15 protein-coding genes are annotated in these 13,216 nt (G+C 64.7%); 11 read left to right on the top strand and 4 right to left on the bottom strand.

Annotation, left to right across the window (positions count from 1 at the left end):
* Positions 1–65: 65 nt before the first annotated feature.
* From ACFPQ5_RS16535 to flgA, 3 genes are all read right to left on the bottom strand, one after another.
* The gene (locus ACFPQ5_RS16535; RefSeq protein WP_379757980.1) at positions 66–533 is read right to left on the bottom strand and encodes a flagella synthesis protein FlgN; all 468 of its coding nucleotides are present in this window, start codon (positions 531–533) and stop codon (positions 66–68) included.
* A 9-nt stretch (positions 534–542) separates the two neighbouring features.
* Positions 543–854 carry a flagellar biosynthesis anti-sigma factor FlgM gene (gene flgM, locus ACFPQ5_RS16530; protein ID WP_379757977.1) on the bottom strand — a complete coding sequence of 104 codons (312 nt, stop codon included), beginning with the start codon at positions 852–854 and terminating at the stop codon, positions 543–545.
* Between the two features lie 147 nt (positions 855–1,001).
* Entirely contained in the window at positions 1,002–1,694 is a 693-nt protein-coding gene (flgA, locus tag ACFPQ5_RS16525) for a flagellar basal body P-ring formation chaperone FlgA (protein WP_379757974.1), read from the bottom strand.
* Positions 1,695–1,854: 160 nt separating this feature from the next.
* On the opposite strand from flgA, the gene flgB reads away from it, so the two are divergent.
* From flgB to flgL, 11 genes are all read left to right on the top strand, one after another.
* Positions 1,855–2,277, top strand: coding sequence for a flagellar basal body rod protein FlgB (gene flgB, locus ACFPQ5_RS16520; RefSeq protein WP_379757972.1), 423 nt, complete (start codon positions 1,855–1,857; stop codon positions 2,275–2,277).
* Positions 2,278–2,279: 2 nt separating this feature from the next.
* On the top strand, positions 2,280–2,681 hold the full coding sequence (flgC, locus tag ACFPQ5_RS16515) for a flagellar basal body rod protein FlgC (protein ID WP_379757969.1): 402 nt from the start codon (positions 2,280–2,282) through the stop codon (positions 2,679–2,681).
* 16 nt (positions 2,682–2,697) lie between these two features.
* The gene (locus ACFPQ5_RS16510) at positions 2,698–3,393 is read left to right on the top strand and encodes a flagellar hook assembly protein FlgD (protein WP_379757966.1); all 696 of its coding nucleotides are present in this window, start codon (positions 2,698–2,700) and stop codon (positions 3,391–3,393) included.
* Positions 3,394–3,422: 29 nt separating this feature from the next.
* Positions 3,423–4,946, top strand: a complete 1,524-nt coding sequence (locus ACFPQ5_RS16505) for a flagellar hook protein FlgE (protein ID WP_379757963.1) — start codon at positions 3,423–3,425, stop codon at positions 4,944–4,946.
* A 167-nt stretch (positions 4,947–5,113) separates the two neighbouring features.
* Positions 5,114–5,854, top strand: a complete 741-nt coding sequence (flgF, locus tag ACFPQ5_RS16500; protein ID WP_379757960.1) for a flagellar basal-body rod protein FlgF — start codon at positions 5,114–5,116, stop codon at positions 5,852–5,854.
* A gap of 64 nt (positions 5,855–5,918) precedes the next feature.
* Entirely contained in the window at positions 5,919–6,701 is a 783-nt protein-coding gene (flgG, locus tag ACFPQ5_RS16495; RefSeq protein ID WP_379757957.1) for a flagellar basal-body rod protein FlgG, read from the top strand.
* Positions 6,698–7,345 (top strand): flagellar basal body L-ring protein FlgH, encoded by a 648-nt coding sequence (locus ACFPQ5_RS16490; protein ID WP_379757954.1) that lies wholly within the window; start codon positions 6,698–6,700, stop codon positions 7,343–7,345. Before flgG ends, ACFPQ5_RS16490 begins: the two co-directional genes overlap by 4 nt.
* A 20-nt stretch (positions 7,346–7,365) precedes the next feature.
* Positions 7,366–8,472: a flagellar basal body P-ring protein FlgI gene (locus tag ACFPQ5_RS16485; RefSeq protein WP_379757951.1), complete on the top strand. Its 1,107-nt coding sequence runs from the start codon at positions 7,366–7,368 to the stop codon at positions 8,470–8,472.
* Positions 8,473–8,485: 13 nt separating this feature from the next.
* Complete coding sequence (gene flgJ, locus ACFPQ5_RS16480; RefSeq protein WP_379757948.1) at positions 8,486–9,412, top strand: flagellar assembly peptidoglycan hydrolase FlgJ; 927 nt, start codon at positions 8,486–8,488, stop codon at positions 9,410–9,412.
* A gap of 76 nt (positions 9,413–9,488) precedes the next feature.
* The gene (gene flgK, locus ACFPQ5_RS16475; RefSeq protein WP_379757945.1) at positions 9,489–11,447 is read left to right on the top strand and encodes a flagellar hook-associated protein FlgK; all 1,959 of its coding nucleotides are present in this window, start codon (positions 9,489–9,491) and stop codon (positions 11,445–11,447) included.
* A gap of 22 nt (positions 11,448–11,469) precedes the next feature.
* Complete coding sequence (flgL, locus tag ACFPQ5_RS16470; RefSeq protein ID WP_379757942.1) at positions 11,470–12,693, top strand: flagellar hook-associated protein FlgL; 1,224 nt, start codon at positions 11,470–11,472, stop codon at positions 12,691–12,693.
* 260 nt (positions 12,694–12,953) lie between these two features.
* On the opposite strand, the gene ACFPQ5_RS16465 is transcribed toward flgL, so the two are convergent.
* Positions 12,954–13,214 carry a DUF504 domain-containing protein gene (locus tag ACFPQ5_RS16465; protein WP_379757939.1) on the bottom strand — a complete coding sequence of 87 codons (261 nt, stop codon included), beginning with the start codon at positions 13,212–13,214 and terminating at the stop codon, positions 12,954–12,956.
* Positions 13,215–13,216: the final 2 nt, after the last annotated feature.

Here is a 13,216-nt window from a genome sequence, read left to right as displayed (position 1 = left end):
AGGGCGCCCACCCTACAAACGACGACGGCCGCATCAGCGGCCGTCGTCAAAGAGAAGGGTATTGATCAGCCCAGCACGAAGCGCCGCGACGGCGCACTGCCAAACGTCTGCCCCTTGGCGCCATACAAGGTCGCTTCCGGCGCCGCCGCCGGGGTGCGCAGGGCATTCAGCACGGTCTGGTTATGCGCCATTTGCCGGTTGATCAGCATGCCGTTCACCCGGTTCAGTTCCTTGGCTTCGGCGGTCAGCGCCAGCAGGGCGGTCCAGGCAGCGCGGGAAGCGTCATCGCCTGCGGCAGCCAGCCAGGGCTCCATGCCCGCTTCCGAAGAAACAAATCCGGCGCCGCCGAGGGCGCCATGGCGCTGGCGCGCCAGCTGCGCCAGTTCCTGCACCAAAGTGGCCTTGCGCGTCGTCAGCTCGGCCAGTCCGTCCGCATCCGCCGCCACCAGGAATTGCTGTTCCTGCTTCATCAATTCCACCAGCGCTTCGATGCGCTCGTGTTCTGCGGGGAGGGTGGCGTTCGGACGGGTCATGGAAGATCGTTATCGGTTGCGTGAGTGAAGCAGGTCGCGCACGGTATCGAGCAAGCCGTCCGCGATCCTTTCGGAATTTACCTGGAACTGCCCATCGGCAATTGCCATCTTAATACGTTCAACTTTCTTGGCATCGAAGACCTGGTTCGCGTTCGAGGCGCCGCTGGTGGCTTGCGCCTGCGACGACAGGCGCACGCTATCGGTCTGCGTTTGCGTCGGGGCGGCGGTGGCAGCGGCCTTTTCAGCCTGCTTGGCGTTCGCCGCCGTCGTGTTCTGAAGCTGTTGGGCTGGCGTGCCCTTGAGGGTATCGTTAATTTTCACAGCATTATCCTTCTCGGTTCGGAGCAGGAACTCCGGGATCTGCAGTGTGTAACGGCTGTTCGTCCACAAACTTTAGCGCAGATCGCTATTCAGAGAAGGTTTTTTCATAACTTACTCACAAGCAATTTTTGCTTGCCGGCGCATTGCTTATAATGCCACCTCGACAATACCGCCCATTCTTGCCGTGCCGCTGATGATGGCACCGCGCGGGGTGCGTACCTGCACCACTTGTCCTTCGCTCGCGTTGCCGATCGCCTTGCCTTCGCCCGACACCGAAAAATTCTCGCCGCGCGACACGATGCGCACCGCCTGATTCTGGTGCACCACCGGTTTGCTCTTCAGCGAGTCCAGCCGCAGCGGCGTGCCGGCCGGCAGAGAAACCGTCGGGGTACGTCCGATCGCCTGCGCCATGTCGGTGATGATCCCGTTCGGCATCGCGGCGATGTCGCCCTGCATCGTCGTCAGCTGGCTCGCGTCGATCGCCTGGCCCTGCGCCAGCGGCACGGCGGCGGTGACGTAGTCGGCCACCACGCTTACCTGCGCCTGTAAAAATACGGTCCAGACGGGCGCCGTGCAGCGTACGCCGACCGTGGTCTTGCCCCAGGGGCGGGCGCCCGGCTGCTGGAAGGCTTCCGGCGCCGGGCAGGCGGCCAGCGACAGGCGCGGGTCGACCGCGCCCATCTTGACCGTCACCTTGCCGGGCAGGCCGGCACTTTGCGCCTGCAGATAGCCTTCGGCCAGCTTGCGCAGCGCGGCACCATCCTGGCGCACGCCGCCCTGGGCAAATGCCAGCGGCGCGGCCAGCAGCAAGACGGAGAACAGCCTGAAATTCTTGAACATGGCGAGCCTAGTCTTTCGTAATGGCTGCCATCTTAGGCGTGTTGATGCCACAGCGAAACTTTGAATAGGGGGGTATTGCCGGTACTAATCCATCGATTGGCTTTTGTTGCCCAAACGTATGATTCACGCTGTCCCAACAAGAAATCTGCCCGGAGGCGGCATGATCGGCAAACTCGACAACTACTTACGCTTCAACGAAACCGCGCTCTCCCTGCGAGCCCAGCGCCAGGAACTGATCGCGTCCAACATCGCCAACGCCGACACGCCGAACTTCAAGGCGCGCGACATCGACTTCGCCAGCGCCATGCAGGGCGCGCTGGCGAAAGCCGGCCCAGGCGCGGCCAATCCTCTGGCGGCAACCAACAAAGGCCACATCCAGCCCGCCGCCGACGGCAAGGCGCTGCCGGACGGCACCCCGGTGCTGTACCGCGGCGTGGTGCAGGGCGCGGTCGACGGCAATACGGTCGACATGGACGTCGAGCGCAACCAGTTCGCCGACAACGCGCTGCGCTACGAGGCCGGCATCACGATGATCAACCACCAGATCCGCGGCCTGATGGCGGCGATCCAGAACGGGCAGTAATCATGTCGCTTTTTAACATCTTCAACGTCTCCGGCTCGGCCATGAGCGCCCAGGCCCAGCGCCTGAACACGGTCGCCAGCAACCTCGCCAACGTCGACAGCGCCACCTCGAGCACGGGCGAAGCCTACCGCGCCAAGCAGGTCGTCTTCGAAGCGGTCCCGATCACCACCGGCGGCACCGGCGTCAAGGTGAAGGAAGTCGTCAACGATCCCTCGCCGATGAAGCAGGTCTACGACCCGAAGCACCCGATGGCCGACGAAAAGGGCTATGTGACGATGCCGAACGTGAACCCGGTGGACGAGATGGTGAACATGCTGTCGGCTTCGCGTTCCTACCAGAACAACGTCGAAACGATGAACGCGGCGAAAAGCATGCTGCTGAAAACCCTGACCCTCGGTCAATAATCCAAGCGAGTAAAAAATGACCACCGTCAATTCCGCCGCCGGCGGCACCTCGATCACCGACCTGATGTCGACCATGAACGCCAAGCCGGCCACCGCGACCGACAGCGTGCAAGCCGACACCGACAAGTTCATGACCCTGCTCGTCACGCAGCTGAAGAACCAGGATCCGCTGAACCCCCTGGACAACGCCCAGGTGACCAGCCAGCTGGCCCAGCTGCAGACCGTGACCGGCGTGAACAAGCTCAACGAGACCCTGGAAACCCTGAAGTCGAGCTACCAGTCGAGCGAGGCGATGCAGGCGACCAGCCTGATCGGCCACGGCGTGCTGGTCGAAGGCAATACCTTGACCCTGAGCGGCGGCAAGTCGGTGTTCGGAGTGGATCTCGCCACCGATGCCGACAACGTGCAGGTGGTCGTCACCGACCCGCGCACCGGCAAGGACGTGGCCACCATCGACCTCGGCGCGGCCGAAGCCGGCGCCATGCCGCTGGCCTGGGACGGCAGCAGCGACGCGATCGACGCCGCCACCCTGGCTGACGGCAAGTACAGCTTCCGCGTCGTCGCCACTAGAGGCGGCCAGCCGCTGACCGACGTGAAAGCATTGACCCTCGACACGGTCGCCAGCGTCAGCACGAATTCGAAGGACGGCGTCAAGCTGAACCTCGCCGGCGCAGGCTCGATTGGCCTGTCCGATATCCATCAAGTCCTGTAAGCCGCAACACATCTTTTTCGGAGAATCACATGTCTTTCCAACAAGGCCTGAGCGGCTTGAACGGCGCAGCCAAATCCCTGGACGTCATCGGTAACAACATCGCCAACGCCAGCACGGTCGGCTTCAAGGGCGCCCAGGCGCAATTCGCCGACGTCTACGCCAGCTCGCTGAACGGCGCCGGCGGCGTGACGGCCGGTATCGGCACCAAGGTCTCGCAGATCGCCCAGCAGTTCACGCAAGGCAATATCGAATCCTCGAACAACTCGCTCGACGTCGCCATCAACGGCCAGGGCTTCTTCCGTACCGTGTCCTCGGGCATGGTCCAGTACACCCGCAACGGCCAGTTCTCGCTCGACAAGGACGGCTTCATGACCAACGCCCAAGGCGCCAAGCTGACCGGCTACGGCACCGGCGTGAGCGGCGAAATCCTGGCCGGCGCACCGATTCCCCTGCAGATCAGCACCACCGATCTGAAGCCGGTCTCGACCACCAAGGTCGGCATCGAGATGAACCTCGACTCGCGCGTGGCCGCCCCGACCGTGACCCCGTTCGACGCCACCGATCCGAACAGCTACAACAAGCAGTCGCCGGTCGACGTCTACGACACGCTGGGCAACCCGCACGTGCTGTCGACCTTCTACGTGAAGAACGGTTCCGGCACCTGGGACGTGTACGCCGCCAACGACGGCGTCGAAGTGACCAACCTGAACGTGGCGCAAAGCTCGCAGAACGACGCGGCCACCACGGCGGCGCGCGCCGCCTGGGATGCGGCCACCAAGGCCGTCCCGCCGGTCGCAGCGACCATCGCCACCGCGCTGGCCAACTACGCCAGCGCCGCCGCGGCCGCGGTCTCGACCGCCGCCGGCGGCGCCGGCGCCGATGCCGCCACCCAGGCCGCGATCACGGCCGCCGGTACCGATGCCGCCAAGGTCGCGGGCAACACGCCGGACCTGGTCGACAAGGCGATCATGGCCTCGGTCAAGGTGCCCGCGGTTCCGGTCGGCACCCTGCGCTTCGACGAGAACGGCGCCCTGAACGCGGCGACCACCCTGAACGCCGGCAAGTTCAGCCTCGACCTGCCGATCTACCCGTCGACCGGTTCCGAAGCGACCCAGACGATGGAAATCGCCTTCACCGGCACCACGCAGTACGGTACCGCGACCAGCGACAAGAAGCTGACCCAGGACGGCTACACGGCCGGCCACCTGCAGCGTTTCTCGATCGGCAAGGAGGGCATCATCCTCGGGCAGTACAGCAACGGCCAGTCGAAGCCGCTGGGCCAGGTCGTGCTGGCGAACTTCGCCAACGCCAACGGTCTCGAGCCGCTCGGCAACAACGCCTGGGCCGAATCCGCCAACTCGGGCACGCCGCTGGTCGGCACCCCGAATTCGGGCAGCTTCGGCGTGATGCAGTCCTCGGCCGTCGAAACCTCGAACGTCGATTTGACGGCGGAATTGGTCAACATGATCACGGCGCAGCGCGTGTACCAGGCGAATGCGCAGACGATCAAGACGCAGGATTCGGTGTTGCAGACGCTGGTGAGCCTGCGTTAATTCGTAAGGTGAACGCGTGGGCACGGAGTGCCCACCCTACGTTACACAACGGTTCCATGCATTTGCCACCGCCGGCGGCGCACCGTAGGGTGGGCACTCTGTGCCCACGCGGTACAACGGTCGCACACCAAAAACGTTTGAAAACGGCACGAACAAGGGAATAACAAATGGATCGCTTAATCTACACCGCCGGCTCCGGCGCCAAGCACATCCTCGAGCAGCAGGCCACGACCTCGAACAACATGGCCAACCTGAACACCACAGGTTTCCGTGCCCAGCTCGACACCTTCCGCGCCGTGCCGGTGCAGGGCGAAGGCTTGCCGACGCGTACCTTCGTCGTCAACAACACGGTCGGCGCCGATTTCTCGTCCGGCCCGCTCCAGCTGACCGGCCGCGACCTCGACGTCGCCATCAAAGGCCCGGGCTGGATCGCCGTCCAGAACGCCGACGGCAGCGAAGCCTACACCCGCAACGGCGCCTTGCAGATGAGCCCGAACGGCGTACTGACCACGACGAGCGGCCAGACGATTGCAGGCGAGGGCGGTCCGATCACGATCCCGCCCGACGTCACGGTGACGGTCGGCGGCGACGGCACGATTTCCACCGTCTCGAACGCCGAGCGTCCGGCCGCACCCGTGATCCTGGGCCGCATCAAGCTGGTGAACCCGCCCGAAAAAGACCTGGTACGCGGCGACGACGGCCTGTTCCGCCTGAAAGACGGCAACCCGGCCCAGCCGGACGCGAATGTGCGCGTCGCCGGCGGCGCGCTGGAAGGCAGCAACGTGAATGCCGTCGATGCCATGGTGTCAATGATCGGCCTGGCAAGGTCCTTCGAGACACAAATGAGCCTGATGAAGAATGCCGAGAATAACGCCTCGAAAGCCAGTCAGATCCTTGCTTTGAACTAAGTGTTTCTCCAGCATAATTCTCCTATAGATGGCGGCCTTCGGTTGCCGCCAATAGGAGAAACCCATGATTCGTTCGCTGTTTATCGCCAAGACCGGCCTCGAAGCGCAGCAAACCAACCTCGACGTCATCACCAACAACCTCGCCAACGTCAGCACCAACGGCTTCAAGCGTTCGCGTGCGGTGTTCGAGGACCTGCTGTACCAGACCGTGCGCCAGCCCGGCGCCCAATCCTCGCAGCAAACCAACCTGCCGTCCGGCCTGCAGCTCGGTACCGGTGTGCGCGCCGTCTCGACCGAACGCATCTTCACCCAGGGTAATCCCCAGCAGACCGGCAACTCGAAGGACGTGATGGTCAACGGCGCCGGTTTCTTCCCTGTGCTGCTGCCTGACGGCACCCAGGCCTATACCCGCGACGGCTCCTTCCAGACCGATGCCAACGGCACCCTGGTCACCTCCAGCGGCTATCCCGTGCAGCCGCCGATCACCGTTCCCGCGAACGCCGAATCGATCACGGTCGGCCGCGACGGCACCGTCTCGATCAAGGTCGCCGGCAGCACCGCCACCACGCAAATCGGCAACCTGCAATTGATGACCTTCGTGAATCCGGCCGGCCTGGAGTCGAAGGGCGAGAACCTGTACCTGGAAACGACCGCCTCGGGCAACCCGAACGCGAACACCCCGGGCACCAACGGCGCCGGCGTCCTGATGCAGGGTTTCGTCGAGACCTCGAACGTCAACGTGGTCGAGGAAATGGTCAACATGATCCAGACCCAGCGCGCCTACGAGATCAACAGCAAGGCGATCACCACCTCCGACCAGATGCTGCAGAAACTGTCCCAGCTATGAAAACGCTTCTTTTCACGCTCATCCTGGCCGCTCTGGGCGGTTGCGCCGTCACGCCGAGCACCATCGTGCAGGAAACCCGCAGCGCGCGTCCGGCCCTGGCCGAAGTCGCCCCGCCGACCGACGGCGCCATCTACAACGCGGCGAAATACCGTCCGATGTTCGAAGACCGCCGCGCGCGCCAGATCGGCGACCTCCTGACGATCAACATCGTCGAGAAGACCTCGGCCAACAAGGCGGGTACCAGCTCGGGCAACAAGTCGGGCAGCGCCAACTTTGCCCTGCCGGGTCCGCTGCAGGCGAAGCTGGGCGCGAACGTCGGCACCGAAGGCGGCATCAAGTTCGCCGACGGCGACAACCAGAGCGCCAGCAATGCCTTCACCGGCACCATCGGCGTGACCGTCACCGAGGTGCTCTCGAACGGCAACCTGATCGTCGCCGGCGAGAAGCAGGTCGCGATGAACAAGGGCATCGAGTTCATCCGCTTCTCGGGCATGGTCAGCCCCGACACGATCCAGAACGGCAACGTCGTCTCGTCGACGGTCGTGGCCGACGCCCGTGTCGAATACCGCACCAACAGCCGCATCGACCGCGCCGAAGTCAATTCGATGATGTCGCGCTTCTTCCAGTCGCTGCTGCCGTTTTAATTAAAGTTCAAGGACCGATCATGCGTTTCGCTTTCCCGCTGCTGACCCTCTGTGCCGCCCTCGTTGCCGTCATGCCTGCCGCTCATGCCGAGCGCCTGAAGGACATGGCCAGCATCGCCGGCGTGCGCCAGAACCAGTTGTCGGGTTACGGCCTCGTGGTCGGCCTCGACGGGACCGGCGACCAGACCAGCCAGACCCCGTTCACGGTGCAGTCGATCATCGCCATGCTGCAGCAGAAGGGCGTCAACCTGCCGCCGACCGGCCAGCTGCAGCTGAAAAACGTCGCGGCCGTGATGGTCACGACCTCGCTGCCGGCCTTTGCCCAGCCGGGCCAGACCATCGACATCACGGTGTCCTCGATCGGTAACGCGAAAAGCCTGCGCGGCGGCACCTTGCTCATGACCCCGCTGCACGGCGCCGACGGCCAGGTGTACGCCATGGCCCAGGGTAACGTGCTGGTCGGCGGCGCCGGTGCTTCGGCAGGCGGCGCGCAGACCACGGTCAACCACCTTTCGGTGGGCAAAATTTCGGCGGGCGCCACCGTCGAGAAAGCCGTTGCCTCCAACCTCGGCGAAAACAACCAGATCCGCCTGGAACTCAACCAGACCGACTTCGCCACCGCCAGCCGCGTCGTCAGCGCCCTGAACGACCAGTTCGGCGTCGGCACCGCCACGGCGCTGGACGGCCGCGTGATCCGCGTGCGCACCCCGGCTTCGTCGGATGCGCGCGTCAGCTTCATCGGCCTGATGGAAAACATCGACGTCAAGCCGGCGGCAGCGGCCGCCAAGGTGATCCTCAACGCGCGTACCGGTTCCGTCGTGATGAACCAGGCCGTCACCCTCGACACCTGCGCCATCTCGCACGGCAACCTGTCGGTGACGATCGGCGCCGACACCAACGTCAGCCAGCCGGCGCCGGGTTCGCGCGGCCAGACTGCCGTGACCACCACGCCGAGCGTCGAAATCAAGAAGGATCCGGGCAAGGTGCTCCTGGTGAAGGGCGGCGCTTCGCTGGCCGAAGTCGTGAAAGCCATGAATTCGATCGGCGCGACGCCACAAGACCTGCTCGCCATCCTGCAAGCCCTGAAGGCTGCCGGCTCGCTGCGCGCCGAACTCGAAATCATCTAAGGAAGACGCGCCCATGCTCCCATCCCAGAACAAGGTCGTCAGCAGCTTTGCGCTCGACACCCAGGGCCTCGGCGACCTGAAGCGCTCGGCCAAGACCGGCTCGGCCGAGGCGACCCGCGGCGCGGCCCAGCAGTTCGAGGCGCTGTTCATCAACCAGATGATGAAGAGCATGCGCGACGCCACGCCGGCCGACGGCCTGATGGACAACCAGCAGACCAAGATGTTTACCGGCATGCTCGACCAGCAGCTGAGCCAGAACATGGCCAAGCGCGGCATGGGCCTGGCCGACGTGCTGGTGCGCCAGTTGTCGGCCCAGAACGACGCCAAGGCGCTCGCCATCGGCGGCGCGGATGGTGCCGCCGGTACCAACGGTGCGGCCAGCGCGATCGACATCCCGCTGCTGCAGAAGCAGGCCGGTCCGCTGAAGGGCCTCGAGGGCGCCGTCCAGACCAACGGCATCAGCGCGAGCGGCCGCACCCAGGCGCCGCACGTGCGCGCCTTCCAGGAAAAGCTCGGTTCGCACGCGGCCGAAGCGGAAGCCGTTACCGGCGTGCCGGCCAAATTCATGCTCGGCCAGGCCGCGCTGGAAACCGGCTGGGGCAAGCGCATGATCCGCAACGCCGACGGCAGCAATGCCAACAACCTGTTCGGCATCAAGGCCGGTCCGAACTGGAAGGGCAAGGTCGCCACCGCCGTGACCACCGAATACGTGAACGGCCACGCGCGCCAGAAGGTCGAGCGCTTCCGCTCCTACGAGACGCCTGCCGATTCCTTCAAGGATTACGCGCGCATGATCGCCAACAACCCGCGCTACGAGAAAGTGCTGAACCACGCCGGCGACGCCTCGGCCTTCGCGCACGGCCTGCAGCGCGCCGGCTATGCGACCGACCCGCAATACGGCGCCAAGCTGTCGAAGATTATCAAGCACTCATTGGCGTAAAAATAACGACCGGTAATTAACGCTCAAGTTTTCGCGTGACCTGCCGTAGAAGAACAAAGCAAATAGAGAAAACGACATGTCCGGAAACCTCCTCAGCATCGGTAAAAGTGGCTTGTTCGCGGCGCAGACCGCGCTGGCTACGACCGGCCATAACATCACCAACGCCAACGTGGAAGGCTACAGCCGCCAGGGCGTGGTCCAGGCCACGTCGACCGCGATGGAGACGGGCGTCGGGTTCACCGGTACCGGCACCAAGGTCGCCGAGATCAAGCGCTACAGCGACGACTTCCTGAACAACCAGGTGCGCACGGCGACCGCCTCGACCGCGTCGCTGGACGCCTATTACGCCCAGGTCAGCCAGATCGACAACCTGCTGGCCGACACCACCTCCGGCCTGTCGCCGGCAATCCAGAACTTCTTCTCGGCCGTGCAGGACGTGACCGGCAACGGCGCTTCGATCCCGTCGCGCCAGGCCCTGCTGTCCTCGGCCGAGACGCTGGCCGGCAGCTTCCAGCAGATCGACGCGCGCCTGGAAGAGATCGGCGAGGGCGTGAACAGCCAGATCGAAACCAACGTCAACCTGATCAACACCTACGCCAAGCAGATCGCCGAGATCAATTCGAAGATCGGCTCCTATGGCTCGACCGAGCAGCGCCAGCCGAACGACCTGCTCGACCAGCGCGACCAGCTCATCATGGAGCTGAACAAGCACGTCAAGGCCAGCGTCACGGCCGGCAGCAACAATTCGCTCAACGTCTCGATCGGCAACGGCCAGCCGCTGGTCGTCGGCCAGCAGGCCTTCCAGCTGGCGACGATGAAGACGCCGACCGACCTGACGCGCCTGACGGTGGGCTACGTGACCGGCGACAAAGTCACGCAATTGCCGGAAAACGCACTCACTGGCGGCGAGCTGGGCGGCATGCTGGAGTTCCGCACCAATACCCTCGACCGCGTGCAGAACCAGATCGGCCGCCTCGCGCTGGGCATGGCGATGACCTTCAACGACCAGCACAAGCTGGGCATCGACAGCAACAGCCAGCAGGGCAAGAACTTCTTCGTGCAGGCGCCAAGCTATGTCGCCGCGGCCGTCGACAACGCCAGCACCAGTACGGCCAAGGTCGGCGCCCAGGTCACCGATCCGACGAAACTGACCGACAGCGACTACAAGGTCGAGTCCGACGGCAGCAGCTTTTTTGTGACCCGCCTGTCCGACAACACCCGCACCAAGATCGATCCGTACAACGCGGCCGGCACCACCCAGACCATCGACGGCGTCGCCTTCAGCTTCTCGGGTACGGCCGCGTCGGGCGACAACTACCTGGTGCGTCCGACCGCGAACGGCGCCTCGGGCTTCCAGCTGGCCCTGTCCGACGTCGGCGAGATCGCCGCCGGCACTCCGATCGCGACCAGCGCCCCGATCGCCAACAAGGGCACGGGCCAGATCAGCGCCGGCAGCGTCGGCAGCAGCTACTTCACGGCGCCGCCGACCCTGCCGGTGACGCTGAGCTACGACAGCGCGAGCGGCGGCCAGCTGACCGGTTTCCCGGCCGGCGCCACGATTACGATGACCCTGAACGGCACCACCACCACCCACACGGGCGGCAGCGCGCCGTTCAAGGCCGGCGCCAGCTACAGCTTCTCGGGCGTGAGCCTGACGATGTCGGGCGTGCCGCAGCAGGGCGACAGCTTCGCGATTGCCGCCAACACGGCCGGCACCGCCGACACCCGCAACATCCAGGCGCTCGGCGCCCTGCAGACCAAGAACATCTTCAACGGCGGCAGCGCCACCTACCAGTCGGCCTTTGCCCAGACCGTCAGCGCGGTCGGCAACAAGACGCGCGAAGTGCAGGTCAACGCCAGCGCCGGCGCGGCTCTGCTCAAGCAGGTGCAGGGCGCGGCTTCCGACGTGTCGGGCGTGAACCTGGACGAGGAAGCGACCAACCTGCTGAAGTACCAGCAGGCCTACCAGGCCGCCGGCAAGGTCATGCAGATCGCCAATACTATCTTCGACACGCTGCTGTCGATCGGGCACTAAGCTTCAGCGGAGAGAATAAAAAATGCGCATCAGCACCAGGACCATCTACGAGAACGCCACGACCCAGCTCAACACGCTGCAGTCGGGCATGGCGCGCACCCAGACCCAGCTGGCGACCAACAAGCGCATGCTGACCGCCGCCGACGACCCGATCGCCTCGGCGCGCGCGCTGGAAGTGACGCAGTCGAAGTCCCTGAACAACCAGTACGCGACCAACCGCTCGAACGCGAACAGCTCGCTGGCGCTGGTCGAAGGCGCGCTCAGCGACAGCGGCGACCTGCTGATGGATGTGCAGACCCTGGTGGTCCAGGCCGGCAACGGCACGCTGTCGAAAGCCGACCGCCTGATGATCGCCACCGAGATCGAAGGGCGCATGCAGGACCTGCTCGGCGTAGCCAACACCGCCGACGGTTCGGGCGGCTACCTGTTCTCCGGCTACCGCGGCACCACGGTGCCCTTCATCCAGACCGACACCGGCGCCACCTACCAGGGCGACCAGGGCCAGCGCAAACTCCAGGTCGGCTCTTCGCGCTCGGTCGCGATCAGCGACTCGGGCAGCTCGATCTTCGAGAACAACCGCACCGGCAACGGCAGCTACCAGACCGTGGTCGGCGCCAACAACCAGGGCACGGCGGTGGCCGTCACCGGTTCCGTGGCGGACGCGACCAAGCTCACGGGCCACAACTACACGCTGGAATTCAAGGTGACGGGCAACCCGGCCGTGACCACGTATTCGGTCGTCGACGGCAGCGGCACGCCGGCCGGCCCCTTGCCGACCAACGAACCCTACGTAGCCGGCAAGCAGATCACCTTCGACGGCACCTCGTTCTCGATCACGGGCGAACCGGCCAACGGCGACAAGTTCGAGGTCAAGCCGAGCGAAAAGGAATCGATCTTCACGACCCTGACCTCGCTGGTAGGCGCCCTGCGCTCGGCCGGCGAAGACAAGGCCAGCCTGGCCACGCTGTCGAACAAGCTGAACACGGCCCACGAAGGCCTGAAGTCCTCGCTCGACAACATCCTGACGGTACGCGCCTCGGTCGGCTCGCGCATGAAGGAACTCGACTACCTCGACAACTCCGGCTCCGACCTCGGCATCCAGTACGACGCCACGCTGTCGAAGCTGCAGGACCTGGACATGGTGAAAGCGATCTCGCAGTACGCGACCCAGCAGCAGACCCTGGAGGCGGCGCAGAAGTCGTTCAAGACGATGTCGGGGCTGTCGCTGTTCAACTACATCAGCTGATTCTCGCGCTTCCACGCGTGATACGCACCGGCTCCGATTTCGTGTGCGCTGATCTTGTGGCTACGTCTCAGGTTTTTGTAGGGTGGGCACTCCGTGCCCACGCGGTACGACGCATGCATCTCGAAACGTCTCGCGCAACTACGTAGGGTGGAGTCCTGACTCCACGCGTGATACGTACCGGCTCCGCTCTCGTGCGCGCTGATCTTGTGGCTGCGTATCACCGCGTGGAGTCGGGACTCCACCCTACGAATCGTGGCGACTCACTCAGCGACCGGCCGGCTCCACACCGGCACCCCATTCCTCAGCACTTCGCGCACCCGGTGAAACGGCACCATGCGCGCCTCGCCGTCGTGGCCGATCAGCTCGAAGCCGAAATGCTGGCCGCGCTCCAGGCGGATGCGCTCGAAGGAGACGCGCACGACGCGCTTGTAGACGCGGTCGTAGTAGCCGACGACGAAGTCGGCGTTGCCGAAGTCGACATCCCAGAGGATGCGGTGGATGACCTCATGGATCGGCGTCATGG

This window comes from Massilia suwonensis (assembly GCF_042655665.1).
In the GTDB taxonomy this organism is placed as follows: Bacteria; Pseudomonadota; Gammaproteobacteria; order Burkholderiales; family Burkholderiaceae_D; genus Telluria; species Telluria suwonensis.
This window is presented reverse-complemented; position numbering and strand designations above follow the sequence as displayed.